23 protein-coding genes and 1 pseudogene are annotated in these 26501 nt (G+C 66.0%); 10 read left to right on the plus strand and 14 right to left on the minus strand.

All coding sequences use genetic code 11. From position 1 onward, the window contains the following. Positions 1–442 precede the first annotated feature (442 nt). Positions 443–1201, plus strand: coding sequence for a hypothetical protein (locus tag ACIP0B_RS12425; RefSeq protein ID WP_225927212.1), 759 nt, complete (start codon positions 443–445; stop codon positions 1199–1201). Between the two features lie 78 nt (positions 1202–1279). Here ACIP0B_RS12425 and ACIP0B_RS12430 read toward each other — a convergent pair whose 3' ends face one another. The 4 genes and pseudogenes from ACIP0B_RS12430 to ACIP0B_RS12445 all read right to left on the minus strand — a co-directional run bounded on the left by ACIP0B_RS12430 (position 1280) and on the right by ACIP0B_RS12445 (position 5685). Continuing rightward, on the minus strand, positions 1280–2161 hold the full coding sequence (locus ACIP0B_RS12430) for a methyl-accepting chemotaxis protein (protein WP_371856089.1): 882 nt from the start codon (positions 2159–2161) through the stop codon (positions 1280–1282). 24 nt (positions 2162–2185) lie between these two features. Next, a pseudogene (locus ACIP0B_RS12435) lies at positions 2186–3247 on the minus strand (HAMP domain-containing protein); the annotation flags it as partial. 108 nt (positions 3248–3355) lie between these two features. After that, a complete protein-coding gene (locus tag ACIP0B_RS12440; protein WP_400832221.1) occupies positions 3356–4732 on the minus strand; it encodes a PLP-dependent aminotransferase family protein in 1377 nt (458 codons plus the stop codon). 191 nt (positions 4733–4923) lie between these two features. After that, on the minus strand, positions 4924–5685 hold the full coding sequence (locus ACIP0B_RS12445; protein WP_400832223.1) for an SDR family oxidoreductase: 762 nt from the start codon (positions 5683–5685) through the stop codon (positions 4924–4926). A 239-nt stretch (positions 5686–5924) separates the two neighbouring features. Here ACIP0B_RS12445 and ACIP0B_RS12450 point away from each other — a divergent pair, with 239 nt between their 5' ends. Further along, on the plus strand, positions 5925–6929 hold the full coding sequence (locus ACIP0B_RS12450; RefSeq protein WP_400832224.1) for an NADP-dependent oxidoreductase: 1005 nt from the start codon (positions 5925–5927) through the stop codon (positions 6927–6929). 76 nt (positions 6930–7005) lie between these two features. Here the strand turns inward: ACIP0B_RS12450 and pyrF are convergent, their stop codons facing one another. Continuing rightward, positions 7006–7704, minus strand: coding sequence for an orotidine-5'-phosphate decarboxylase (gene pyrF, locus ACIP0B_RS12455; protein ID WP_400832226.1), 699 nt, complete (start codon positions 7702–7704; stop codon positions 7006–7008). 283 nt (positions 7705–7987) lie between these two features. Here pyrF and ACIP0B_RS12460 point away from each other — a divergent pair, with 283 nt between their 5' ends. The 3 genes from ACIP0B_RS12460 to xopAW all read left to right on the plus strand — a co-directional run bounded on the left by ACIP0B_RS12460 (position 7988) and on the right by xopAW (position 10849). Continuing rightward, positions 7988–8749, plus strand: a complete 762-nt coding sequence (locus ACIP0B_RS12460; RefSeq protein ID WP_400832227.1) for a response regulator — start codon at positions 7988–7990, stop codon at positions 8747–8749. Beyond that, positions 8749–9798, plus strand: coding sequence for a sensor histidine kinase (locus ACIP0B_RS12465; RefSeq protein ID WP_400832228.1), 1050 nt, complete (start codon positions 8749–8751; stop codon positions 9796–9798). Before ACIP0B_RS12460 ends, ACIP0B_RS12465 begins: the two co-directional genes overlap by 1 nt. Before the next feature lie 193 nt (positions 9799–9991). After that, a complete protein-coding gene (gene xopAW / locus ACIP0B_RS12470) occupies positions 9992–10849 on the plus strand; it encodes a XopAW family type III secretion system calcium-binding effector (protein ID WP_400832230.1) in 858 nt (285 codons plus the stop codon). A 213-nt stretch (positions 10850–11062) separates the two neighbouring features. Here xopAW and ACIP0B_RS12475 read toward each other — a convergent pair whose 3' ends face one another. The 9 genes from ACIP0B_RS12475 to ACIP0B_RS12515 all read right to left on the minus strand — a co-directional run bounded on the left by ACIP0B_RS12475 (position 11063) and on the right by ACIP0B_RS12515 (position 19132). Further along, the gene (locus ACIP0B_RS12475) at positions 11063–12115 is read right to left on the minus strand and encodes an AI-2E family transporter (protein ID WP_400832231.1); all 1053 of its coding nucleotides are present in this window, start codon (positions 12113–12115) and stop codon (positions 11063–11065) included. 68 nt (positions 12116–12183) lie between these two features. Next, a complete protein-coding gene (locus ACIP0B_RS12480) occupies positions 12184–12990 on the minus strand; it encodes a DUF4892 domain-containing protein (protein ID WP_400832282.1) in 807 nt (268 codons plus the stop codon). Positions 12991–13114: 124 nt separating this feature from the next. Next, positions 13115–13969, minus strand: a complete 855-nt coding sequence (locus tag ACIP0B_RS12485; protein ID WP_400832232.1) for an alpha/beta fold hydrolase — start codon at positions 13967–13969, stop codon at positions 13115–13117. Continuing rightward, on the minus strand, positions 13966–14772 hold the full coding sequence (locus ACIP0B_RS12490) for an alpha/beta fold hydrolase (RefSeq protein ID WP_400832233.1): 807 nt from the start codon (positions 14770–14772) through the stop codon (positions 13966–13968). The genes ACIP0B_RS12485 and ACIP0B_RS12490 overlap by 4 nt, the downstream gene beginning before the upstream one ends. A gap of 119 nt (positions 14773–14891) precedes the next feature. Then, on the minus strand, positions 14892–15335 hold the full coding sequence (locus tag ACIP0B_RS12495; RefSeq protein ID WP_400832234.1) for a hotdog fold thioesterase: 444 nt from the start codon (positions 15333–15335) through the stop codon (positions 14892–14894). 32 nt (positions 15336–15367) lie between these two features. Next, complete coding sequence (locus tag ACIP0B_RS12500; RefSeq protein ID WP_400832236.1) at positions 15368–17023, minus strand: AMP-binding protein; 1656 nt, start codon at positions 17021–17023, stop codon at positions 15368–15370. 268 nt (positions 17024–17291) lie between these two features. Beyond that, on the minus strand, positions 17292–17744 hold the full coding sequence (gene sixA / locus ACIP0B_RS12505) for a phosphohistidine phosphatase SixA (RefSeq protein WP_217890987.1): 453 nt from the start codon (positions 17742–17744) through the stop codon (positions 17292–17294). Further along, positions 17741–18088 (minus strand): DUF4389 domain-containing protein, encoded by a 348-nt coding sequence (locus tag ACIP0B_RS12510; RefSeq protein ID WP_400832237.1) that lies wholly within the window; start codon positions 18086–18088, stop codon positions 17741–17743. The genes sixA and ACIP0B_RS12510 overlap by 4 nt, the downstream gene beginning before the upstream one ends. An 18-nt stretch (positions 18089–18106) precedes the next feature. Beyond that, positions 18107–19132 carry an NAD(P)H-dependent glycerol-3-phosphate dehydrogenase gene (locus tag ACIP0B_RS12515; RefSeq protein WP_400832239.1) on the minus strand — a complete coding sequence of 342 codons (1026 nt, stop codon included), beginning with the start codon at positions 19130–19132 and terminating at the stop codon, positions 18107–18109. A gap of 196 nt (positions 19133–19328) precedes the next feature. Between ACIP0B_RS12515 and ACIP0B_RS12520 the strand changes: the two genes are divergently transcribed. The 5 genes from ACIP0B_RS12520 to fabB all read left to right on the plus strand — a co-directional run bounded on the left by ACIP0B_RS12520 (position 19329) and on the right by fabB (position 26286). Beyond that, a complete protein-coding gene (locus tag ACIP0B_RS12520) occupies positions 19329–21452 on the plus strand; it encodes a TonB-dependent receptor plug domain-containing protein (protein WP_400832240.1) in 2124 nt (707 codons plus the stop codon). Position 21453: 1 nt separating this feature from the next. After that, complete coding sequence (locus ACIP0B_RS12525) at positions 21454–22389, plus strand: ABC transporter substrate-binding protein (protein WP_400832242.1); 936 nt, start codon at positions 21454–21456, stop codon at positions 22387–22389. After that, positions 22386–24290, plus strand: coding sequence for an ATP-binding protein (locus ACIP0B_RS12530; protein WP_400832243.1), 1905 nt, complete (start codon positions 22386–22388; stop codon positions 24288–24290). Before ACIP0B_RS12525 ends, ACIP0B_RS12530 begins: the two co-directional genes overlap by 4 nt. Before the next feature lie 248 nt (positions 24291–24538). Beyond that, positions 24539–25054, plus strand: a complete 516-nt coding sequence (gene fabA, locus ACIP0B_RS12535) for a 3-hydroxyacyl-[acyl-carrier-protein] dehydratase FabA (RefSeq protein ID WP_085578172.1) — start codon at positions 24539–24541, stop codon at positions 25052–25054. 11 nt (positions 25055–25065) lie between these two features. Further along, entirely contained in the window at positions 25066–26286 is a 1221-nt protein-coding gene (fabB, locus tag ACIP0B_RS12540) for a beta-ketoacyl-ACP synthase I (RefSeq protein WP_085578173.1), read from the plus strand. Positions 26287–26501: the final 215 nt, after the last annotated feature.

The raw sequence follows: 26501 nt of genomic DNA on the forward strand, positions 1-26501 counted from the left end.
AACCCCTGTTACCGCCGTGAAAGGGCGGTGTCCTAGGCCACTAGACGAAGGGGACACGCTACAACATTCACTCCCTGCTTCGTTTCGCTGTGTGCTTTACGCTGCAAGTGGCGCGCATTCTATGGATGGTTTGAGAGGTCGTCAACCCCCTGATATAAATTTATTTAAATCAATGACTTCGACCTGCTTTCAGAGGCCGTCCGGGCTTTTCTGCCGTCCGGCGTTTGACGCCTATATTCCGACACCCGCCAAGGCGTTATAGTCCACGGCACAGGTGATGGCAATCTGAACCCCATGCGCCAGCATTCATATAAGCAGGTGCCTGGCCGATACAGGTTGGGCCACGCCGATCCAACTCGTCGAGCGGCCCTAGGCGCTTAAATGCCAAGCCACTACACTCGATCGTGAACCCTATAAAGAGGTCTTACCGGTGACACCACTCATGATCACCCTGCTAGTCGTAGCCGGGATCGCCCTATTGATCGCCATTGGCTACATGAACCATGTGGTGGAAAACAACAAACTGGAGAAGGCCCGCACCAAGGTCGAACTCAACGACCGCCTGCGCCGCTGCGGCGAACTGACCGAAACGTTCCCCGGCCAGTTCATGACCCCGGCGCTCAAGCTGCTGCTGACCCGCCTGGAGCTGAACGTCTGCCAGCGCCTGCTGAACCTGGAAAAGACCAGCGCCACCACCAAGGCACGCATCACCGAACTGAGCGCACTGGTGGCCCAGGGCGAATCGATCCCGGTCAACAACCCGCCGTCGCCGATCCAGACCGAAGCCAAGGCCAAGGACGTGCGCTTCCTGCTCGAAGCCCTGCACGGCCAGATCACCCGCGCCGCCCAGGACGGTTTCCTGCCGCCGAACGAAGCCAAGCACTGGGTCCGCGAGGTGCGCCATATCCTGGTGCTGCTGCACATCGAGTTCTTCAACAACCTCGGCCAGCACTTCCTGCAGCAGAACCAGCCTGGCCAGGCCCGCCTGGCCTTCGAGCGCGGCGTCCAGTACCTGCGCAAGCAGCAGGATCCGCGGATCTACGCCGAACAGCTGGAGTACCTGGAAAAGCTCCTGGCCCGGGCCAACGCGCAGGTCATGGACAAGATCGCACCGGTGGAAGGCGAAGAGAACCAGCTGACCGCCGGCCTCAAGGAAGTCGAAGCCGATGCGGACTGGAAGAAACGCGTGATCTACGACTGAGTGCGTCGCAAACGAAAAAGCCACCGGAAGGTGGCTTTTTTGTGGGCGACAGGCTCGCGCCTGCGGAGTCTGTCGGGCTCAGAGCCTGAAGTGCCCCACCATCCCTTTCAGTTCATGCCCCAGCTGCGCCAGCTCCACGCTGGACGCCGCGTTGCCCTGCATCGCGATCGACGACTGGTCGGCACTCGCGCGGATGCTGGTCACGCTGCGGTTGATCTCCTCGGCCACGGAACTCTGTTCCTCCGCGGCCGCCGCGATCTGCTGGTTCATCTGCTGGATCAGCGACACCGCCGCCGCGATGCTGCCCAGCGCGCTTTCCGTCTGCAGCGCATCGCTGACCGCCAGTTTCACCAGTTCGCCGCTGCTCTGGATCTGCTGCACCGAGGCGTGCGCCGCCGCCCGGAGCGCGCTCACCAGCCGCTCGATCTCTTCCGTCGATTGCTGGGTGCGCCGCGCCAGGGCCCGCACCTCGTCGGCCACCACCGCGAAGCCCCTGCCCTGCTCGCCGGCCCGGGCCGCTTCGATGGCCGCGTTGAGCGCCAGCAGGTTGGTCTGCTCGGCGACGCTCTTGATCACGCCGAGCACCGTGCCGATGTTCTGGATTTCCGCACTGAGGCTTTCGATGCTGGAACTGGCCGTCGTCGCCGACTCCGCCAACTGCTCGATGCGCGCCATGCTCTGGCGCACCACCTGCTGACCGCTCTCGACCTTGCCGTCGGCCGTCTGCGCCGCCAGCGCCGCCTCTTCGGCATTGCGGGCGACGTCATGGACGGTGGCCGTCATCTGGTTCATGGCCGTGGCGACCTGTTCGGTCTCCTCTTTCTGGCTGCTGACTTCGAGGTTGGTCTGCTCGGTCACCGCCGACAGCGACTGCGCCGAGCCGGCCAATTGCTCGATGCCCGCCTGCAATCCGCTGACGATGGCGCTCAGCCCGTCGCCCATCTGCTGCATGGCGGCCATCAGTTGGCCGATTTCGTCGCGGCGGGTCACTTCGACCTTCGAACTCAGGTCGCCGGCGGCGATCTGCTGCGCGACACGGATCACGCTGCGCAGCGGCGCGACGATCAACCGGGTGATCACCCAGGCCGCAACCAGGCCCACCAGCAACGCCAACGCCGAGGAGCCGATGATCAGCACCGAGTTCTTCTTCAGTTCCGCCTGCATCGCGCCGTCTTCGTCGGCATAGGCCTGATCGACCCGCGCCACCACTTCGGCGGCACGCTGGTGCAACTGCTCGTACACGGTCTTTTCCTGGGCGAGCAAGCCGGTGTATTCGGCCAGTTTGTCATTGAAGCCGGCGATGTGCCCGGACACCTCGTTGAGCACCGTCAGGTAGCCCTCGTCCTTGACCGTCGTCTTCAACTGTTCGGCCTGGGACAGGGCCTGGGCCGCCTGCTCGATATTGCCCTTGCCGGCGCTGTCGGCATCGCCCTTGCGGCTTTGGTCCAGGCGCACCCGCGCCTCGTTCATCGCCTGGAGCATAAGACGGGACACCTGACTGACCTGACTGGCCTGCTCGATGAACTGCGCACCGTCCTTGCCCTCGGTGTCCTTCAGGGTGTACGCGCCGTCATCGGCCAGCCCGGCCTGCAGCACATCCAGGTTGTTGGCCACGCTGGACACCGACCAACTGGCCATCTCCAGCGCCAGGTCCTTGGCCTGGGTCAGGGACACGAACTCGTCGAAGGCCTTGCGGTAGGCGCCCAGCGATTGCTCGACATCGCTCATCACCTTGGCGTTGGCCGCCGATTGCGCCTTGAGCTGTGCGGCCAGGGCCAGCAGGCCGTCGACGCCCTCATGCAAGGCGTCGACGGTTTTCGGATTGGCGTGCAGCGCGTAGTCCTGCTCCAGCAAGCGCACCTTGAGCAGGCCGCTGTTGAGCGACGACATCTGCTTGAGGCCGTCGAAGCGCTGACTGATCGTTTGCAGGGACCAGACGCCGATGGCTGCCACCAGGGCGGTCAACAGCAGCACCAGAACAAACCCGACACCCAGTTTTTTCGCCATACCGAGGTTGGCAAAACGTCCTTGCACGGCCGAAATCATTGCGCGTAGTCCCCTGCCATTGTCTGTTTCCGAAGATTCGCAACGGCCATGAACCAGCACAAGTCTCTGGCGTCGGAATAATGGCAAAAAGCTAGGCACGCGTCGTTTTCAGAACACTCGAGGTCGATCTGCCATCCCCTCCTGAAAGAACCTACGGGCACGCGGATCGCAGGCATAGGCCACGTTGATGCGCTGCCAGTCGCTGCGTTCGCCGCTGGGGCTGAACGCGTCCGGCGGCGACAGCGCCACGCCGCAGCCGCGCGCCCGCTCATGCAGCCGCGCCTCATCGGCCAACGCCGGCCGGGCCCAGATGAACAGGCCGCCTGCGGGCTTGCCGAACACTTCCCACTCGGCATCCTCCAGCGCCTCCAGAGCGGCTGCTCGATCGGTGGCCAGACGCTGACGCAAACGCTGCACCAGCTTGCGGTAGGCGCCGCTGGCCAGCAGGCTCGCCAGCACCGCTTCGCAGAATCCCGACCCTCCCAGGCTGCTGACCGTCTTGATGCGGGCCAGCTGCGCGATGAATTCGGCGTCCGCCGCCACATAGCCGACCCGGATCGAACTGCTGAGGGTCTTGGAGAAACTGCCGATGTAGATCACCCCGTGGCCGTCGCCCAACGCCGCGAGACGCGCGCCCCGGCCATGATGCAGGTCCGCGTAGACATCGTCTTCGATCAGGCGCACGTCATGGGCCTTGCACAGCATCAGGATCCGCTTAGCGACCGCCGGCGTCAGGCTGCTGCCCGTGGGGTTCTGATGATGGCTGTTGATGAACAGCGCCCTGGGCCGGAAGCTTCGGATCAACGTCTCGAGCGCCTCGGTGTCCGGGCCGTCGGGCAGCCGGCGCACCTCAAGCATGCGCACGCCCTGCAAGCGCAGGAGCTCGAACAGCGGCGCATAGCCGGGGGATTCGACCAGCACGCAGTCGCCTGCCTTGAACAGCGCACGCACGATCAGGTCGAGGCCCTGGCTGGCCCCGGCGGTGGTCAGCACCTGGTCGTCGCCCACCTTGATGTCCAGCCCCTTGAGGCGCTTGACGATCTGCTCACGCAAGGCCGGCAGGCCCAGCGGCGTGCCGTAGTTGAACAGGCCCGCCATGTCGGTGCGCGCCACCTGACGGATCGCGTAGCTGAGGTCGTCGGGCTCGCGCCAGCTCTCCGGCAGAACCCCGCAGCACAGCCTCAAGCCGGCCGCCGCGTCGCCAGCCCCGCCGACGGCATATCCGGCGGGGCCGCAGCGCGCCGACAGTCCGGAGGCCACCATGAACCCCGACCCCGGACGCACGGCCAGGAGCCCCTGGGCCACCAGGCGCTCGCAGGCTTCAACCACGCACGACTGGCTGAGCAGGTTGCTGCGCGCAATCTGCCGCACGGACGGCAAACGCGTGGCCGGGGCCACCTCGCCCTGCACGATCCATTCGGTCAGTCCGTCAACGATCTGCTGGACGACCGGCACCATTGCCTGACGATCAATTCTCAATTCCATGAGCAAGCCAACTCCTGTCCGTTTTGCTGGCGGCAGTAAAGCACAGCGACGCCGGGCACGCTGTGCGACAACGCCGCCAAAAAGGGCTCCTCTAACTATTTGAAATACAATGTTTAATTGGCTCGTCGCGCCAGTTGAAAACGAAAAACCCGCACGAAGGCGGGTTTCCCGAGGCGTTGTCCCGCCTGCATTCAGAACGCCGTGACGCCGCCGTCCACCGCCAGGGAATGACCGGTGGTGAACGCCGCGCCATCGCTGCACAGGTACAGCACCGCACTGGCGATCTCCTCGACCTTGCCGATGCGGCCGACCGGATGCATCGCGTTGGCGAACTCGCCCTTCTTCGGATCGGCCTCGTAGGCCCGGCGGAACATGTCGGTGTCGATCACCGCCGGACACACAGCGTTGACCCGGATCTTTTTCTTGGCGTACTCGATGGCGGCCGACTTGGTCAGGCCGATCACCGCGTGCTTGGAGGCGGCATAGATGCTCATCTTCGGCGCGGCGCCGAGCCCGGCCACCGACGCGGTGTTGACGATCGCCCCGCCGCCCTGGGCCAGCAGCAGCGGCAATTGATACTTCATGCACAGCCAGACGCCTTTGACGTTGACGCCCATGATCGCGTCGAACTCGTCCATCGAGCCTTCGGCCAGCTTGCCCTTCTCGATCTCGATGCCGGCGTTGTTGAAGGCATAGTCGAGGCGACCGTAGGCCTTGATCACCTCTTCCATCAGATTTTTCACTTCGCTCTCGACGGTCACATTGCAGCGCACGAAGGTCGCCTCACCGCCGGCGGCGCGGATCAGCGCCACGGTGCCTTCCCCTCCGGCCGCATCCAGGTCCGCCACCACCACTTTCAGGCCTTCGGCTGCGAACGCCAGGGCGGTGGCGCGGCCGATGCCGTTGGCCGCGCCCGTCACTACGGCAACCTGGCCGGAAAACGTCATGCTCATTGTTGTGTCCTCGAAGGGTTGTGCAAGCAGGGGAAACATCGGCGTTCAGAATAGCCACAGCGGCCCGCAGCGCGTCAGCACTATCAAACGCCCCGTTGGCCGCCCATGGATTGCAGTGATGAACGCCCGCGCATCACTATCACCGAACTGGATCGGCCTGCATTCGGCCCGTCGGCCGACCTTGCGGCATCGGCGGCGACGGTCTATCAACTAGGCTTCACCAAGCCCGAGTGCCTGCCATGACTTCCAAGAACAATCGCCAGTTCCTGCTCGCCAAACGCCCCGTGGGCGCCGCCACCCGCGAAACCTTCACCTACCAGACCGTTCCGGTCGGCGAACCGGCGGCGGGACAGATCCTGGTCAAGAACGAATACCTGTCCCTGGATCCGGCCATGCGTGGCTGGATGAACGAAGGCAAGTCCTACATTCCGCCGGTGGGCATCGGCGAAGTCATGCGTGCCTTGGGCGTGGGCCAGGTCACCGCCTCGAACCACCCGGACTTCGCGGTCGGCGACTACGTCAACGGCGCCCTGGGCGTGCAGGACTTCTTCCTCGGCGAGCCGAGGGGCTTCTACAAGGTCGATCCGAAACTCGCGCCGCTGCCGGTCTATCTGTCCGCCCTGGGCATGACCGGCATGACCGCCTACTTTGCCCTGCTGGACGTCGGCGCGCCGAAGGCCGGCGACACGGTGGTGCTGTCCGGCGCCGCCGGTGCGGTGGGCAGCATCGCCGGGCAGATCGCCAAGATCAAAGGTTGCCGGGTGGTCGGCATCGCCGGCGGCGCCGACAAGTGCAAGTACCTGACCGATGAGCTGGGCTTCGACGGCGCCATCGACTACAAGCGCGAAGACGTGCTCGCCGGCCTCAAGCGCGAATGCCCGAACGGCGTGGACGTGTATTTCGACAACGTCGGCGGCGACATCCTCGACGCGGTGCTGAGCCGCCTGAACTTCAAGGCGCGGGTAGTGATCTGCGGCGCCATCAGCCAGTACAACAACAAGGAAGCGGTCAAAGGCCCGGCCAACTACCTGTCGTTGCTGGTCAACCGCGCACGGATGGAGGGTTTCGTGGTGATGGACTACGCCGCGCAGTACGCCGATGCCGCCAGGGAAATGGCCGGCTGGCTGGCCAAGGGGCAACTCAAGAGCAAGGAAGACATCGTCGACGGACTGGAAACGTTCCCCGAGACGCTGGCGAAGCTGTTCAGCGGCGAGAACTTCGGAAAATTGGTGCTGAAGGTCTGAAGCCCTCAGAAACCGCTGCGGGAGCGACAGTGCGAAGTCGCACCGTGGCTCCCGCAGGCATTGCGCGGCGTTCGGATCAGGCCAGTTCGGCCACGACCGCCGCCAGGGCCTTGGCCGGATCCGCCGCCTGGCTGATCGGGCGACCGATCACCAGGTAGTCGGAGCCCGCGTCCAGCGCCTGGCGCGGAGTCAGGATGCGGCGCTGGTCGTCCTGGGCGCTGCCCGCCGGACGGATCCCCGGAGTCACCAGTTGCAGCGCCGGGTGCGCCGCCTTCAGGGCCTGGGCTTCCTGGGCCGAGCACACCAGACCGTCCATCCCGGCCTTTTCGGCCAACGCGGCCAGGCGCAGCACCTGCTCCTGCGGCTCGATGTCCAGGCCGATGCCGGCCAGGTCACCGCGCTCCATGCTGGTCAGCACGGTCACGCCGATCAGCAGCGGCTGCGGGCCGCTGCGCTTGTCCAGTTCTTCGCGGCAGGCCGCCATCATGCGCAGGCCGCCGGAGCAGTGCACGTTGACCATCCACACGCCCATCTCGGCCGCGGCCTTGACCGCCATCGCGGTGGTGTTGGGGATGTCATGGAATTTCAGGTCCAGGAACACCTCGAACCCCTTGTCGCGCAGGGTGCCGACGATCTCCGAGGCGCAGCTGGTGAACAGTTCCTTGCCCACCTTGACCCGGCACAGCTTCGGGTCCAACTGGTCGGCCAGCTTCAGGGCGGCGTCACGGGTAGGGAAATCCAGGGCGACGATGATGGGCGTCTGGCAGGCGGACATGGGCGGGCTCTCAGGCAAGTCGAAATCGGCGCGCATTGTAGCGGAACCGGCGGCGGCGCGGCACCCGATGATCGGTAAATCGCAGCGAAGGCCATGATCCGGACAGCGTTCGGCGCTATTGTGTCGATCCCGATACACAACCGACACGCCGACAACAAGCGTGCGCGCTAGCCTCGCCAGCCGCAACACGTCCTTACAGCAGCCCTTCCCGCCCCGCGGCCGGACGCCTATGCTGAAACCACAACCTCGCAGCCTATCTTTGTGGTTGGCGCCCCACTGGCAGATGAACAGCCCCATGCACAACTCCCAAGCCTCCGTGAACGAAGAGCACAAAGACGACAAGCGCTGGAGCATCCGTGCGCTGATCGTCGACGATGACGTGCCGATCCGCGAGCTGATGATCGACTACCTGGCCCGCTTCAACATTCACGCCAGCGGCGTCACCGACGGCGCCGCCATGCGCCAGGCCCTGCAGGCCGAGCATTTCGACGTGGTGGTGCTCGACCTGATGCTGCCCGGCGAGGACGGTCTGTCGCTGTGCCGCCGGCTGCGCGCCGAATCGGACATCCCGATCCTGATGCTCACCGCCCGCTGCGAGCCCACCGACCGCATCATCGGCCTGGAACTGGGCGCCGACGACTACATGGCCAAGCCCTTCGAGCCCCGGGAACTGGTGGCGCGGATCCAGACGATCCTGCGCCGGGTGCGCGACGACCGCACCGAGCAGCGCGCCAACATCCGCTTCGACAACTGGCGCCTGAACAGCGTCCTGCGCCAGCTGATCGCCGACGACGGCCTGGTCGTGCCGCTGTCCAACGCCGAATTCCGCCTGCTGTGGGTCTTCATCGAACGCCCGCGCCGGGTGCTCAGCCGCGAACAGCTGCTCGACGCCGCCCGGGGCCGCTCGATCGAAGCGTTCGACCGCAGCATCGACCTGCTGGTGTCGCGCCTGCGGCAGAAGCTGGGCGACGACCCGAAAGCGCCGCAACTGATCAAGACCGTGCGCGGCGAGGGCTACCTGTTCGACGCGCGGGACATCGGCTGATGCGGGCGCGCTTCGACACGCTGTTCGGCCGCCTGTTCGGCGTGCTCTTTCTGGCGATCGTCCTGGCGCACCTGTTGGCCTTCGCCTGGTTCAGGCTGTACGGCCCTCCGCCGCCGCCTCCGATGCCTGCGGAGTTCTCCGGGCAGTTCGACCCCAAGCGACCGCCGGATCCGCGCTTCGCCCAGCGCCCGCCCCGCCCCTGGTTCGGCGGCCCGCTGGTGCCGCTGACCTTCCAGTTCGTCTCGCTGATCATTGCCGCGTGGTACGGCGCCAAGCTGCTGAGCCGGCCGATCCAGCGCCTGAGCGACGCCGCCGAACGCCTGAGCGAGGACCTCGACAGCCCGCCGCTGGACGAGTCCGGCCCCCGGGAGGCACGGCAGGCGGCGCACACCTTCAACCTGATGCAGCGACGCATCCGCGAGCAGGTGCAGCAGCGCGCCCGGATGCTCGGCGCCGTGTCCCATGACCTGCGCACGCCGCTGTCGCGCCTGAAGCTGCGCCTGGAGAACATCAGCGACGACAGGCTGCAAGGCCAGATGCGCCAGGACCTGGACGACATGATCGGCATGCTCGACGCCACCCTGACCTACCTGCACGAACAGCGCACCAGCGAAGCGCTGCAGTGGATGGACGTGCAGGCGTTGGTCGAATCGCTGTGCGAGAACGCCCAGGATCAGGGCGCCGACGTCCGGGTCAGCGGCCACTGCGCGCCGTTGCAGGTGCAGCCGATGGCGCTGCGCTCGTGCATCAACAACCTGATGGACAACGCCCTGCGCTACGCCGGCCAGGCGCACATCGAACTGCACGACCAACGCGGGCACTTGCTGATCCGGGTGGTCGATCACGGCCCCGGCATCGCGGCGGACAAACGCGAAGCGGTGTTCGAGCCGTTCTACCGGCTGGAAGGCTCGCGCAACCGCAACTCCGGCGGCGTCGGCCTCGGCATGACCATCGCCCGGGAAGCGGCGCAGCGCCTGGGCGGGCAACTGACCCTGGAAGAGACCCCGGGCGGCGGCCTCACCGCCGTCATCCGCCTGCCCCGCGCCTGACGCCCTGCCGAGCCCCAAGCGGGCGCGAGCCTGCTCGCAACAGAGAGGCTGGCTGACAGACCGCTCTGGCGAGCAGGTTCGTCCTCATGCGTGTGTACCGCCCGGTACAAAAACCACATACCCACGACAACTCGCCCCATGAAGCTGCACAAACCGGTACACCCACCGGTTTCCAGCCCAAGGAGCGAGCCCGATGATCGGTAGCGTCAGCAACTACACGAGCTATACCAGCACCAGCAGCACCGCCACGCAAAACGCCCGCAGCCAGCAACTGCAGAAGGAACTGTTCGCCAAGCTCGACAGCAACGGCGACGGTGCGGTGGATCAGGACGAACTGGGCAGCGCCCTGTCGCAGAAGTCCGACGATGGCCTGCTGGTCAGCCTGAGCCAGCAGTTCGGCGATCTGGACAGCGACGCCAGCGGCAGCCTCAGCGCCGAAGAAATGACCGCCATGGCGCCTCCGCCGCCACCGCCCCATGACCAGGCACCGAACACCGACCTGGCCGATGCCCTGATCAGCGCCCTGGACACCGACGGCGACGGCGCCATCAGCGGCGACGAACTGAGCAGCGGCCTGACCAGTGCGGGCAGCGATGCCGACAGCGGCGAAATCTTCTCGGCCCTGGACAAGAACAAGGACGGCGTCGTCAGCCAGGACGAGCTCGCCGCCAGCCTCACTCCGCCGCCACCGCCGCCGCAGCAGGCATCCGGAGATGAACTGTTCAGCCAGCTCGATGCCGACGGCGACGGCAGCGTCACCGCCACTGAACTGAACAGCGCCCTGCAGACCGGCGCCAGCGCCTCGTCGTCCGACACCGACAACGCCGCCGCGCTGCTCAAGGTGCTGGACAGCGACAGCAGCGGCGGTGTCAGCAGCGACGAGTTGAAGGCTGCGCTGCAGGCTGGCCGCGAACGCCCGAACGACGAAGCGACGGCCGACACCCGACAGTCAGCGACCGAGGCGCTGAACCGCATGATCGCCAACCTGAGCAAGCAGTACTCGCTCGACAACGCGGCACCGGTGGGCAAATACCTGAATGTGTCGACTTGAGCCGAAGGCATGACGGGCAGGCCCGCTCCCGCAGGTGACCTGGCGTGGAACTGCCGGGCTCCCTGCGGGAGCCACTGCCTTGATCCGCCTTGCGGCGTATCGGCTGGCTCCCGCACGGGATCTTTGCTGAACGCGATACCGTTGTTCAACGCAAAACCCTGTGGGAGCCCGCCTGCTGGCGATGGGGGGCGTCGCCGATGGCCGGGCAACGCCTCAGCGCCGGTCTTCGACCCGCCCTTGGCTCTTGCTCCAGTCGGTCAGCAGGCTGTAGGCCACGGCCAGCAGGGTCGGCCCGATGAACAGGCCAATGAAGCCGAACGCGATCAAGCCGCCGAACACCCCGAGCAGCACGATCACCAGCGGCAGGTTGCCGCCGCGGCTGATCAGGTACGGCTTGAGCACGTTGTCCACGCCGCTGATGATGAACGTGCCCCAGATCCCGAGAAACACGGCCATCCCGTACTCGCCCTTCCAGGCCAGCCACGCCGTGGCCGGAATCCACACCAGCGGCGGCCCCATCGGGATCAGGCTGAGCAGGAAGGTGACGATCCCCAGCACCAGCGCCCCCGGCACCCCGGCGATCAGGAAGCCGATCAGCGCCAGGATCGCCTGCGCCGCCGCGGTGCCGATCACTCCGTTGACCACCCGCTGCACCGTGCCCGCCACCAGCTCGATGTAGTAACCGGCGCGGTCGCCGATCAGCCGTTCGAGCAGGCTATGGACGAACGCCGCCAGCCGCGGGCCGTCACGGTAGAAAAAGAACACGAAGACGATGCTCAGGGTCAGTTCGAGAATGCCGCCGCCGATCTGCGCGCTGCGCGCCAGCAGCCAGTTGCCGACCTGCCCGAGGTAAGGTTTGACCGCCACGATGACCGCTGCGCCCTGCTGGTCGATGCTGTTCCAGACCCGCACCAGCCGCTCGCCCACCAGCGGCACCGTGCCCAGCCAGTCCGGCGCCTCCGGCAGGCCGTCGACCTGCACGTCCTTGATGAACGAGGTGGCGTCACGCACGTGGTCGGCCAGGTTGAACCCCAGCCACACCAGCGGCGCCGCCACCAGGAGCATCCAGCCGACGGTCAGCACCAGCGCCGCCAGGGATTCGCGGCCGTTGAGCCAGCGGGTCAGCAGGCGCATCAGCGGCCAACTGGCGAACGCCAGCACCGCCCCCCAGAACAGCGCCGACCAGAACGGCGCCATCACCCACAGGCTGGCGCCGAACAGCACCAGCAACAGGATCTGCACCAACAGCCGATCGTTATTGAGCATGTGAAGCCCCGAAGAATTGAGTCAGCCAAAGAGTAGGCGAACACGTCGCCCGTGTCCGCCCGATACGCTTAGCGCAGCAGCTCGATGCGCAGGCCGGAAGCGTCCCCGCTGCCGGTTTCCATCCGGGCCGCGCGCACGCCCGAACCGATCAGGGCCTGGCGCCAGGCCTCGGCCTTCGGCCCGGAGACCGTCACCCGCAGCGTGGTGTCGAGGTTCAGCCCGCGGGACAGCAGACGCAGCCAGGTGTCGTCCGGTTCGCCCGACAGCTTCGGGAAGTCCAGCTCGCCGGTGCTCTTGAGCTGGCGCAGCAGGGTCGCGGAGGTCGGCAGCAGGTCACCCAACGGCGCGCCTGACTCGAACTGCTCGACATGCAGGTAGGCCTTGCGGTTGCCCCGCGTGATCCCGTAGAGCGCCACCAGCGTGTTGTCCCGGGGGGCCGCCAGCCTCAGCAGCAGATAGGCCTGCTGTTCGTCGGCGCCGTACAGCTTGGCATTGCCGAACACTTCGTTGGCCCACAGGCTGCTCTCGCCGCAATCCCGGGCCTGGCACCAGAACAGCAGCTCGGCGTCCTGCTTCTGCAGGGCCTCGCGGGCGACGGTGAAGGCTTCGGTGGAGGAATGCTCCGGCGGTAGCTCATAGGTGACCGAGGTGGTCTGGCCGCGGGCGCTGACCTGGCCGTCGAAGCGCAACTGGCCGCTGATCTTGCGGATCGAGCCCAACGGGTAGATGCGTTCCATCTCGACCGGCGCGCGGTAATCGACGATCTGCGCGTCGGCCAGGCGCGGCACGATCGGCAGGTCCTGGCTGCCGGGCAGGTCGGCGGCCGACGCTGCGGCACTGAAACACCCCAACGCCAGCAGACTGATGAGTCGGATGCGCAGGCTCATCGGGTCGGCATGGCCTGGGTGCCCTGGAGGCGGTGCGGGGTTGCGGTGCGGAAATCCATCTTGGTCGTCTCCCATTTCAACCCGCCCAGCCTCGACAGTTGCCCGGCGCAAGTCAAGAAATGGCGAAGAACCGATTGAAACAGTCTGCGACAAGCCCCGCGCCGGACGCGTCGTTCAGGTGCAGATGGTGCCCGCCGGGCAACTGTTCCCGACTGAAGGGTAGACGCTCCAGCAGTTCCGGGTGCTTGGCCAGCATGCCGTCGGCCGCCACCACCAGTTGCGCGGGACAGGTGATGCGCTGGACGAACGCCATCGCCTGCTCCTGGGTCAGGCGCAGCGGCGACGGCAGGGTCAGGCGATTGTCGGTGCGCCAGGTGTAGCCGCCGGGCACCGGCATCAGGCCCCGTTGCGCCAGCAGTTCGGCGGCCTCGCGGCTGACCGCCACCAGGCCTTTCATGCGCGCTTCGATGGCGCGGTCGAGGGTGCCGTAGACCGGTTTGCGCTTGTCCCGCAGATCCAACTGCGCCTGCAGGGCCATACCCATTCGCTCGGCGGCGTTTTCGCCTTTGTCGGTGGGCGGAATCACCCCGTCGATCAGCGCCAGATGGCTGATGCGCTCCGGCATCGAGCCGGCCAGCACCAGCGAAACGATGGCCCCCAGCGAATGCCCGAGCAGGCCGAAGCGCTTCCAGCCCAATTGCTCGGCGACCTGCAGCACATCGTGGGCGTAGTCCCACAGCGCGTAGCCGGCACCGTTCGGGCGGTGCCCGGAATGCCCGTGGCCGGCCATGTCCAGGGCGACGATGCGCAGGCCTTTGAGCATCGGCGCCAGGCGGGCGAAGCTGTTGGCGTTGTCCAGCCAGCCATGCAGGGCGATCACCGGCAGGCCGTCTTCGGGGCCGAACAGGTGCGCCGCCAGTTCGATGTGCGGCAGGCTCAGGCGCACTTCCTCGACGGCCGGGCTCATGCGCAGTCCCTGCCCTGACGGTTTTCCCAACGCTCGAACAGGCCTTTAAGCAGACGCGCCGTGTCCTGCGGCCGTTCGAGGGGAAACATGTGGCCGCCGGGCATGCTCAGCGATTCACCTTGCGGCAGGCGCCCGACGTAACGGGTGTGATGGTTCATCACCACCCGACTCTTGTGCCCGCGCACCACCGCCAGCGGCACTTTCAGCTGGCGGGTGCGGCCGGGGCTGGTGTGCGGCACGCTGCGGTAGATGCTGATTTCGGTGGCCGGGTCGAAGCGCAGGCGCAGTTTGTCGCCGACCCTGTGCAGGCCGTGCTGCAGGTAGGCATCGAAGCATTCCGGGTCGAAGCCCCGGAACAGGGTCTTGCCGGCAAAGTAGCTGCGGGCGCTGGCGAGGTCGGCGAACTCTTCCCGCCGGCCCAGGGTGCGCCCCGCCGGGGTCAGCCGGTCGATGAAGCCGAAACGCTTGGCGGCGCGGATCACCCATTGATCGGTACGGGTCAGCACCGGCGAATCGAGCATCACCACCCCGCGGTACAGCTCCGGGCAGCGCAGGGCCGCATGCAGGTGCAGCATGCCGCCGAAGGAATGGCCGACGCCCCACACCGGCTCGTCTTGCTGGCGCAAGTGATGGATCAGTTCATCGACGAGGTTGTGCCAGTTGTCGTCCGCCGGGAAACGCGGGTCATGGGCGTGCTGCTCCAGATGCGCGACCCGGTATTCCGGCGCCAGCGCCGCGAACAGTTTGCCGTAGGTGCCCGAAGGGAACCCGTTGGCGTGGGCGAAGAAGATCGGTTGCGGCATACCGGCAGGTCCATGAGCGGGAAACATGCGGCGATTGTCCGCAAGAGCGCGCTGCGCAGCAATGACCGTAACTGCCAGGAATGATGACAGTCCGGTCACGGCTATGGCGCAATCGGCACCTAACGCGCCGGCGGGCGCTCGCCCAGCGGCACCACCGCCATGGTCAGGCGCGACACGCAGCTGGCCTTGCCTTCGTCGCTGGTCAGGCGGATATCCCAGACGTGGGTGGTGCGGCCCAGGTGAATGGCCTTGGCCACCGCCGTCACCCGTCCGCTGCGCAGCCCGCGCAAGTGGTTGGCGTTGATCTCCAGGCCCACGCAATAGAATTTGCTGGCGTCGATGCACAGGTAGCTGGCCATCGAGCCGACGGTTTCGGCCAGCACCACCGAGGCGCCGCCGTGCAGCAGGCCATAGGGCTGGTGGGTACGGTGGTCGATCGCCATGCTGGCGGTCAGGGACTCGTCGTCGAACGCTTCGAAGCGGATGTCCAGCACTTCGCCGATGGTGTTTTTCTGGATCGCGTTCAACTGCTCGATGTTCGGGGTGGTGCGCCACAGGCTCATCGCAGGGTTCCTTTTATTGTTTTGTTCGTCGCTCAATCCTGCCACAGCACCGCCTCGCTGCGCTCGCTCCATTGCGCGAAGCTCGCCCCGTAGGCGTCCTCGATGACGTTGCGCTTGATTTTCAGGGTCGGCGTCAGGAAGCCGTTCTCCACCGCCCACGTGTCCTTGACCACCACCAGCCGATGCAGGCGCTCATGCTTGTCGAGGGCGGCGTTGACCTCCTCCAGCAGCCTTTCCAGGCTCGAATGCAGCCCGGCGCGGCCCTCGTCCCGGCCGGCGAGCGACAGCACGCACAGCCCCAGCGGCGCGATCAGGCCGTCCCCCACCACGCACACCTGCTCGATCCGCGAATGCACCGCCAGACGGTTTTCGATGGGCGCCGGCGCCACGTACTTGCCCTTGCTGGTCTTGAAGATTTCCTTCAGCCGCCCGGTCAGGCGCAGACGCCCCTCGGCATCCTGCTCGCCCTTGTCGCCGGTGCGCAGGAAGCCGTCGTCGGTCAGGGTCTCGGCGGTCTTCTGCGGATCCTTGTAGTAGCCGAGCATGTTCGCCCGGCTGCGCACCAGCACTTCGCCGGACGCGTCGATGCGCACCTCGACGTCCGGGCAAGGCTTGCCGATCCAGCCCTGCCGGTATTCGCCGGGCAGGCAGATGTGCGAATAGCCGCAGCTCTCGGTCATGCCGTAGACCTCCAGCACATCCAGGCCCAGCTTCTGATACCAGTCGAGCAAGGCCTGGGGCACGGGCGCCGCGCCGGACAGCGCCACGCGCAAGGCGTCCAGCCCCAGACCGGCCAGCACCTTGTGCCCGATCCGCTTGCCGATGAGGGGCAGCCCCAGCAGGAAGTCCAGTCGTTTGGCCGGGATCTTGCCGTAGACGCCCATCTGAAACTTGGTCCAGATCCGCGGCACGCCGAACATCGCCGTGGGCCGCGCCCGCTGCAGGTCGGTGAGGAACGTGTCGAGGCTTTCGGCGAAGAAAACGGTCTGGCCGGTGTAGACCGCCGCCAGTTCGACGAACATGCGCTCGGCGACATGGCACAGCGGCAGGTAGGACAGCAGCCGGTCGCTCTCGCCCAGGCCGAACAGCTGCGTGCCGCGGGTGGTGGCGAAACCGAGGTTGCCGAAGCTGTGCATCACGCCTTTGGGCAGGCCGGTGGTGCCGGAGGTGTAGATGATGGTCGCCAGCTGATCGGCGTCGGGACGCGGATCGTCCTGGATCGGCGAACTGCGCTGCAGGTCATCCCAACTGAAGTCGAAGGCGCCCGGCGGGTGCAGCGGCAGGCTGACGGTCGGCAGGTCCTCGGGCACGCCGGCCGACATCGCCGGCCAGTCGTCCAGTTTGCCGATGAACGCCAGCGCGCTGTCCGAATGGCGCAGCACCTGGCCTGCCGACTCGGCGGTGAGGTTCGGATAGAGCGGCACCGACACGTGTCCGGCCATCCAGATCGCCAGGTCAGCGATGATCCAGTGGGCGCAGTTCTTCGAGATCAGGGCGATGTGGCTGCCTTGAGGCAGTTCGCGGGCGCGCAGCCAGTGCGCGGCGCAGCGGGCCTGGTGGCCGACGTCGGCCCAGGTCAGGGTCTCGACCTGCCCGCCGCCGACAGGCTGCACCAGGAAGCGTTGGCGGGGATGACGGGCCTCGCGCTCGTAGAACACGTCCAGCGGCAAACGGAAAGGGGCAGGCATGGGACTCGCTCCTGGTTTTGGGTCAGGAGCAAGCGTAGCCAACCAAGCAAGTGCTTGGTTGGAAATTTCGCACAAATCATTTCAAGGCAATCCCGCACTGCGGTGCGCCGTCTGACGCCATCGCCAGCAGGCTGGCTCCCACAGGGTTCCGGGGTGAATTCAGAATGTGCGAGCGCCGCAAACAATGTGGGAGCCAGCCTGCTGGCGATGGCGTTGCGTCATTAACCTCTTGGGCAACTGACTCGGCGCCATCGCGGGCACCCGCGATTCAGGGATGCTTGAGGCTGTTGAGCGTCATCGAGCCGATCAGCAGTTCGCTGTGCTCAAGCTCGGCCAGTCCGGCGGTGCTGACCTTCTCCGGCGGGTGGCCGGCGCCGTGCTGCAGGTAGCTCAACAGGTGCCCCACCAGCGGATTGTGGCTGACCAGCAAGACATTGCTGACCGACACCAGTTGCTCGGCGACCTTGTCCGGATCGGTTTCCGGGGTCAGCCACTCCACCGTGCGGATCTCCGGCTCGAAGCCGAGCGCCTCGCGCACCAGCTGCGCCGTCTGCTGCGCCCGCAGATAAGGGCTGGCGTAGATCGCCGTCAGCGGTTGGCCCATCAGCCTGGCCGCGCTGCTCAGCACTTCCTTGCGGCCATGGGCGGTCAGTTCCCGCTCGGAATCGGCGCGCGAGCCATAAGGCTCGGCCTCGCCGTGACGCAATACCCAGAGTTTCATAGCTTGGGTTCCTCATCTCGAACCGGGGGCGCAGCCGGCGCAACGGTGTGCGGCGCTTCGCCTTCCGGGGTGCGCGGCGCCGGCCAGTCGGCGAACGGCCAGGGCTTCTGGTCGCTGTGGAAACTGCCGAAGCGGCCGATCTGGGCCAGGAACTGGCTCAGGCTGTCGCCGAAGTTCATCAGCCCGGCGCTCGGGGCGCCGTAGATCAAACGATAGATCAGTTGCACCAGCACCACGGCCCCGAGGATGAATTGCGCCACCTGCCAGACCAGCGCGTACACGATCATCCACAGCACCCGCAGGAGGATGGATTCGTAGCCTGCTTCGTTTTTCGGATCGTTCATGTCTCGTCCCCTGCTGACTCAGTTGAAACCACTGGTGGAAATGAAATCGACATCGGTCTTCGGCTCGCCCCGCATCAACAGGCCGATGACCTGCTCCAGCGTGCGCCCCTCGAACAGAATCGCGTGCAGCCCGGCGACCAGCGGCATGTACACGCCGGTCTCCTGCGCCTTGGCCTTGAGCACCTTGAGCGTGTTTACGCCTTCGGCCACCTCGCCCAGGCGCGAGACCGCCTCGTCCAGGCTCAGCCCCTGGCCCAGGGCGAAGCCGACCTGATAGTTGCGGCTCTTGGGCGACGAACAGGTGACGATCAGGTCACCCACCCCGGCCAGACCGAGGAAGGTCATCGGGTTGGCGCCCTGGTTCACCGCGAACCGGGTCATCTCGGCCAGGGCGCGGGTGATCAGCATGCTCTTGGTGTTTTCGCCCATGTCCATCGCCACCGCCATGCCGGCGATGATCGCGTAGACGTTCTTCAGCGCCCCGCCCAGCTCCACGCCGAAACGGTCGGCACTGGCGTAGACGCGGAAGGTGCGCCCGTGCAGCGCGGCCTGCACCTGGCGGCACAGGTCTTCGTCCTCGCTGGCGACCACCGTGGCGGTGAGCGCATGTTCGGCGATCTCCCGCGCCAGGTTCGGCCCGGACAGCACGCCGATGCGCGCCTGCGGGGCGATCTCTTCGAGGATCTGGCTCATCAGCTTGAAGGTGTGGGCTTCGATGCCCTTGGTCAGGCTGACCAGCATCTTGCCCCGCAGGCGCTCGGCGTGGCTGGCCAGCACGGTGCGCAGCGCACTGGAGGGCAGCGCGACAAAGCACAGCTCGCAGGCGTCGAGGGTCTCTTGCAGGTCGGTGACCGCGGTCACCTGCGGCAGGATCTTGATGCCTTTGAGGTAACGCGGGTTCTCGCGGTTGACCCGGATGGCCTCGGCCTGCTCGGGGTCACGCATCCACTGCCGGACTTGATGGCCGTTCTCGGCCAACAGATTGGCCACGGCGGTACCGAAACTTCCGCCTCCCAGGACCGCGATCGGGCGCTGTTCAGTCATATGTAATCCGTCAATCCATACCAGTGGCGATGGCGGCATTATACGGGGCGGCCCCCGCCGGGACAGCCCCGGCAACAATTACCGCTGCATGTAGGAAGAAGACCAATAAAACCGAGGAAAATGCCTGCATCGTGAATGGAAAAGTCACCGCGCTCGGTTAACATGCGCGCCACTTATTCGCTATCAAGGCTGTCTCGTGTCTTTTGGCCCATCTTCCACACGTTCCTCCCTGCTGCTGGCGCTGCTGTTCAGCCCGGCAGTGCTGGCGGACGACCTGTTTCTGGACAGCGAGGCCCTGCCGCAGATCCTGACCGCCACCCGCCTGAAACAGTCGCCGGCCGAAGTGCCCGGCAGCATGACCGTGCTCGACAGCGAACTGATCAACGCCAGCGGCGCCCGGGACATCAGCGAACTGCTGCGCCTGGTGCCGGGCATGATGGTCGGCAACATCAGCGGCAACCAGGCCGCCGTCAACTACCACGGCACCAACGCCACCCAGGCGCGGCGCATGCAGGTGCTGATCGACGGCCGCTCGGTGTACCGCGCCGGCCTGGCCACGGTGGACTGGAGCGACATCCCGGTGGCCATGGAAGACATCGAACGCATCGAGGTGTTCCGCGGCCCCAACACCGTCAGCTACGGCGCCAACGCGCTGATGGCGGTGGTCAACATCATCACGCGCAACCCGGCGGACAGCCACGGCACGCGCATTAAGGTCAGCCGCGGCCAGCGCGGCATCAACGACTACTACGCCAGCCAAGGCACCGGCTGGAACGGCGGCAACCTGCGCCTGTCGCTGTCCGGCCAGCAGGACGACGGCTTCGACGAAGACCATACCGGCGCCGAGTACCGCGACAGCCGGCGTCTGGACCGCTTCAGCCTGGCGGTCAGCCACACGCTCAGCGACGATCAGAGCCTCGACTGGCAGATCAACGCCAAGGACGGCACCAACCAGCGCCCCTACACCTACCGTCCGGTGTTCTACGGCATCACCGCCGCCGGCAACGATTCCGACGTGATCGCCAAGGACTACGCCGGATCGGTGCGCTGGAACCTCGACGTCAATCCCGACCACAGCCTCTATGTGCAGGGCTCGGCGCAGCACTGGGACCGCCAGCAGACCTGGCGCGCCTGCGACGCCGAAGTGTCGTTCAGCCCGCAACTGACCGAACTGTGGAAGCTCAACCCCAACTACACCGAACTGCTGGCGCGCAACATGAACCGCTTCACCGGCCCCGGCGCACCGCCCGGCAAGCCCGGCGAGATGGCGCTGGCCAACCAGGTGCTGGATCAGTGGCGCAACGGGGCCAGCCGCACCGTATGCGGCGACATCGACCAGAGCATCCGCGAATCGCGCTACGACCTCGAACTGCAGGACACCCTCAGCCTGTCCGACAGCCTGCGCCTGGTCAGCGGCATGAACTACCGTTATGACCGGGCCGACTCCGAAACCTATTTCAACGGGACGCTGGACGACACCACCTGGCGCACGTTCGGCCAACTGGAGTGGCGCGCCGGCGAACACTGGCTGTTGCAGGGCGGCGCGATGTTCGAAGACACCCGTTTGATCGGCAGCTCGCTGACGCCGAGGTTCGCGGTCAACTATCTGATCAACCCGCGCCACGGCCTGCGCGCGGTGTACTCGGAAGCCATCCGCTCGCCGGGCATGTTCGAGAACAACGTCAACTGGAGCTATCAGGTGTCGGGCCTGCGGCCCTACGCCTACGGCCAGTCCTCGGCCCGCTACTTCGTCAAGACCCGCGGCCCCGGCGACCTCGACCAGGAACGCATGCGCTCGCGGGAACTGGGCTACAACGGCTTTTTCGCCGAGCTCGGCCTGGCCCTGGACGTGAAGCTGTTCTACGACGAAATCACCGGCATGATCAGCGAACCGCTGCGCAACAATCAGTTCATCGCCAGCAACGCCAACAGCGCCCGCTTCCGCGGCACCGAGACCCAGGCCGACTGGCGCCTGAGCGCCGCCGACCGGTTGCGCCTGACCTATGCCTTCGTCGACGCGCAGGCCAGCAACCCGCAGGACCAGCAGTTCACCGCGCGCAACAGCGGTTCCGCCGGGTGGCTGCGCGACTGGGGCCAGGGCTGGAGCAGCGCCCTCTTCTACTATGGCGACAATGCGCTCAACGGCTACCGCTTCGAGCGGGTCGATACGCGCATCGCCAAGCGCATTCCCCTGGGCAAGGCCCAACTGCAACTGGCCGGCGTGCTGCAGCAGCGCCTGGACCATGAGCCGACCACGTTCGTCGACAACAACTACGACGAACGCCGGACGATGTACTTCAGCGCGGAGCTGGAGTTCTAAGATGCGCCTGCCCCTGTCACGGAAGATACCGGGCGTCGGCCACTGGCTGGCCGGACTCTGCCTGTTCCTGACAGCGTGGCTGCACGGCATGGCCGTGCAGGCGGCCGACATCCTGCTGACCGGCGCCGAGGAAAGTCCGGGGGTGCAATCCTTCGTCCAGGCCCTGAGCGAGCTGCGCCCCACCGACCGCGTGCGCTTCCAGCCGTTGGCCAGCCTGCCGGCGCCGGGCAAGCTGCCGGCCAGCCTGCGCCTGATCCTGCTGGACCTGCCGAGCCTCGACTGGCGCCTGCAAGAGGCCCCGGGCCCGGCCACCCTGGTGCTGCGCATCAGCCGCCTGCAAGCCCGGCAACGCTTCGGCGACGCCCAGCCGCCGTCGCACCTGAGCCTGCTGTGGAGCGATCCGATGCCCGGCCGCCAATTGCAGCTGATCCGGCGCATCCTCCCCCAGGCCCGCAGGGTCGGCGTGCTCTTCGACCGGCACAGCGAATTTCTCCTGCAGGAGCTGCACCTGGCCGCCCGGGCGCTGAACCTGGAAATCGTCGGCGAGCGCTGGGACAACACCCGTGACAGCCGTCCGCTGCAATCGCTGCTCAAGGGCAGCGATGTCCTGCTGGGGCTCGACGACCCGGATCTGTACAACCCCAAAACCGTGAAGAACCTGCTGCTCAGCAGCTATTCCCGGCAACTGGCGCTGATCGGCCCCAATGCCGCCTTCGTGCGGGCCGGCAGCCTGGCCAGCAGCTACAGCGACCAGAGCGACTGGCTGGCCATTCTCGACGAACTGCTCGACCGTCCACCGGCAAACTGGCCCCGGACGCTCTACCCCGAACGCTTCAAGGTCTCAAGCAATGCCCAGGTGGCTCGTTCTCTAGGTATCGAACCGCCGGACGAGGACGCAATCGCCAAAGCGCTGGCCGAAGGAGAGCGCCACCCATGATTTTCCGCCGCCGCTGGGACATCAACACCCGCACCCAACTGATCAGCCTGGGCCCTGCGCTGCTGCTGACTTTGCTCCTGATCACCTTTTTCACCTTCGTGCGCATCCAGGACCTGCGCCAGGAGCTCACCCGCACCGGCCAGCTGATCGCCAACCAACTGGCCCCGGCCACCGAATACGGGGTGATCTCCGGCAACAACGAAGTGCTGGAAAGCCTGCTCAAGGCCACCCTGGCCACGCCCAACGTGCGGTTCCTGGAGGTGCAGGACAGCGCCAACCGGGTGCTGGCCTACGTTGAGCAAGCGGCGAACGCCCACAGCCGCCCGCATCAGGTCGAGGTGTTCCAGGCGCCGGTCAGGCTCCAGCGGATCGCGCTGCACAATGACTTTTTCCAGGACAGCCGCCCGGCCAAGAACGGCGCCGGCGAGGACTATCTCGGCCGGGTGATCGTCGGCCTGTCCAGCGACGCCTTCAGTCAGCGCCAACAGGAGATCCTGCTCAAGGCCGGCATCCTCGCGCTGTTCGCCCTGCTCTTCACCTTCGTCCTGGCGCGGCGGCTGGCCGGCAGCCTGTCGCAGCCGATCCGCGACATCGGCCACGCGGTCCGGGCCATCCAGGACGGCGACTTCAAGACCCCGCTGCCGATCGTCGACGACACTGAGCTCGGCGCCTTGTCGCAGCACATCAACAACCTGGCCCAGGCCTTGGAACAGGCCAGCCGCGAACAGCACCAGGCGATGGCGCAACTGATCCAGACCCGCGAAGAGGCGGAAAAGGCCAACAACGCCAAATCGGACTTCCTGGCGATGATGAGCCATGAGCTGCGCACGCCCATGAACGGCGTCCTGGGCATGCTGCAGTTGCTGGAGACCACGGACATGACCGAGGAGCAGATCGAGTACGCCGCCCTGGCGTCCGAGTCCACCGAACACCTGCTCAAGGTCATCAACGACATCCTGGACTTCTCGCGCATCGAGCGTTCGGAACTGGAGCTGGAGCACATCCCGTTCAACCTGGCGGACGTGATCGCCGCCTGCGCCCAGTCGTTCCAGCACAGCGCCATGCAGCGTGGCCTGAGCCTGCAACTGCGGATCCCCGACGACATGCGCGGCCTGCAGGTGCAAGGCGACCCGACGCGGATCCGGCAGATACTGGTCAATCTGGTGGGCAACGCGCTGAAGTTCACGGAACAGGGCCGCGTCAGCATCGAGGCGCAGTGGCAGTCGCTGGATCATGAACTGCTCTGGTTCACCTGCTCGGTGCGCGACAGCGGCATCGGCATCAGCGCGCAAAGCCTGGAACTGATGTTCAACGCGTTCCAGCAGGCCGACAGTTCGATCTCCCGGCGCTACGGCGGGACGGGGCTGGGCCTGCCGATCGCCCGCACCCTCGCCGAGCGGATGGGCGGCACCCTGCGGGCGCAGAGCGAAGAAGGCCGCGGCTCGGTGTTTACGCTGGAAATCCCCCTGGCCATATATAAGCAGACGTTGCCGACCCCGAGCGCGCCGCGGCTCCCCGCAGGCGACGGCCACGGCGAAGGGCGCAAGGTGCTGTTGGTGGAGGACAATCCGGTCAACCAGACCGTGATCGAAGCGATGCTGCGCAGCCTGGGCTTTGCCGTCAGCATCGCCGCCGACGGCGCCCAGGCGGTGCGCTGCGCCGACGGACAGCGTTTCGAGGCGATCCTGATGGACTGCCGGCTGCCGGTCATCGACGGCTACGAGGCGACGCGCCAGATCCGCCGCCTGCCCGCCTGCAATGACGTGCCGATCATCGCACTGACCGCCAACGCCTTGCAGGGCGACCGGGAAAACTGCCTGTCGGCGGGGATGAACGACTATCTGGCCAAGCCGTTCAAACGCAACGACTTGCAGCAGATCATGCAGCGCTGGGTGCAGTAGGGGACAGCCTTTCAACCATCTGCGACTGGCGTGAAAAGCGAAAGTGCGGCAGTCTTAGGCTCCCGAACGGGCCTCAAAAGGGGCTTGAATAAAAATTTCAGTGCACAAGTGTACATTCATGTCCTTGGTGCTGTGACTTTCACCACAACGCAATAGTCTATGAGTAGGCTGCCGGATCGAGGCATGAACGCTTCGGTCGGCCGGGAAGATTCGCCCCACCTGCCGCATGGGACTATTGAGGAGCTCGCATGACCAAACAAAACGCCTTTACCCGGGAAGACCTGCTGCGCTGCAGTCGCGGTGAGCTGTTCGGCCCAGGTAACGCGCAACTGCCCGCCCCGAACATGCTGATGGTGGACCGCATCACCCACATCTGCGAGGAAGGCGGCAAGTACGGCAAAGGTGAATTGGTCGCCGAGCTGGACATCACCCCTGACCTGTGGTTCTTCGCCTGCCATTTCGAAGGCGATCCGGTGATGCCGGGCTGCCTGGGCCTGGACGCCATGTGGCAACTGGTCGGCTTCTTCCTGGGCTGGCAAGGCCTGCCGGGCCGCGGCCGTGCGCTGGGTTCGGGCGAAGTGAAGTTCTTCGGCCAAGTGCTGCCGACCGCCAGCAAAGTCACCTATAACATTCATATCAAGCGCGTCCTCAAGGGCAAGCTGAACATGGCCATCGCCGATGGTTCGGTCAGCGTCGACGGTCGCGAAATCTACACCGCCGAAGGCCTCCGGGTCGGCGTGTTCACCTCCACTGACAACTTCTAAGGGTTATCCGCATGCGCCGCGTCGTTATCACTGGTCTGGGCATCGTTTCTTGCCTGGGCAATGACAAAGAGACCGTCTCCGCCAACCTGCGTGCAAGCCGCCCTGGCATCCGGTTCAACCCGGAATACGCCGAAATGGGTCTGCGTAGCCAGGTTTCCGGCTCCATCGACCTCAACCTCGAAGAACTGATCGACCGCAAGGTCTACCGTTTCGTCGGCCATGCGGCCGCCTACGCCTACCTGGCGATGGCTGATGCGATCAAGGACTCCGGCCTGACCGAAGAGCAGGTGTCCAACCCGCGCACCGGCCTGATCGCCGGCTCCGGCGGCGCCTCCACCCTGAACCAGATGGAAGCGCTGGACATCCTGCGCGAGAAAGGCGTCAAGCGCGTCGGCCCGTACCGCGTGACCCGCACCATGAGCAGCACCGTGTCCGCCTGCCTGGCCACTCCGTTCAAGATCAAGGGCCTGAACTACTCCATCGCCTCCGCCTGCGCCACCAGCGCCCACTGCATCGGCACCGCGATGGAACAGATCCAGATGGGCAAGCAGGACATCGTCTTCGCCGGCGGCGGCGAAGAAGAGCACTGGAGCCAGTCGTTCCTGTTCGACGCCATGGGCGCCCTGTCCAGCAAGCGCAACGACACTCCGGAAAAGGCCTCCCGCGCCTACGACGCCGACCGTGACGGCTTCGTCATCGCCGGCGGCGGCGGCATGGTCGTGGTCGAGGAGCTGGAGCACGCCCTGGCCCGCGGCGCGAAGATCTACGCGGAAATCGTCGGCTACGGCGCGACCTCCGACGGCTACGACATGGTGGCCCCGAGCGGCGAAGGCGCGATCCGCTGCATGCAGCAGGCGCTGTCCACCGTCGACACCCCGATCGACTACCTGAACACCCACGGCACTTCGACCCCGGTCGGCGACGTCGCGGAAATGAAGGGCGTGCGTGAAGTCTTCGGTGACAAGGCGCCGGCCATCAGCTCCACTAAGAGCCTGTCGGGTCACTCCCTGGGCGCCGCCGGCGTTCACGAAGCGATCTACTGCATGCTGATGATGGAAGGCAACTTCATCGCCGGCTCCGCCAACATCGACGAGCTGGATCCGGAAGTGGCCGACCTGCCGGTGCTGACCCAGACCCGCGAGAACGCCAAGATCGACACCGTGATGAGCAACAGCTTCGGCTTCGGCGGCACCAACGCCACCCTGGTGCTCAAGCGCTGGACCGGCAAGTGATTTCACGCTGCTGAGCCGTACATGAAAACGCCCCGACCGGTTCGGGGCGTTTTTTTTCGCCTGGAGAAACGCCCCCCGCTGCGCGCCCGCCCAGGCACAACGGTTCCCGCAAAGGGCGGCGCAACGCCCCGCCAACATGAAACATCTGTCATGCAACTTCCCGCCCTGCGACTGAATGTCGCGTATCTCGCGGGCTCCAGCACTGTTGCGAAATC

It is taken from the genome of Pseudomonas sp. NPDC089534 (assembly GCF_044749305.1).
Classification (GTDB): Bacteria; Pseudomonadota; Gammaproteobacteria; order Pseudomonadales; family Pseudomonadaceae; genus Aquipseudomonas; species Aquipseudomonas ekonensis.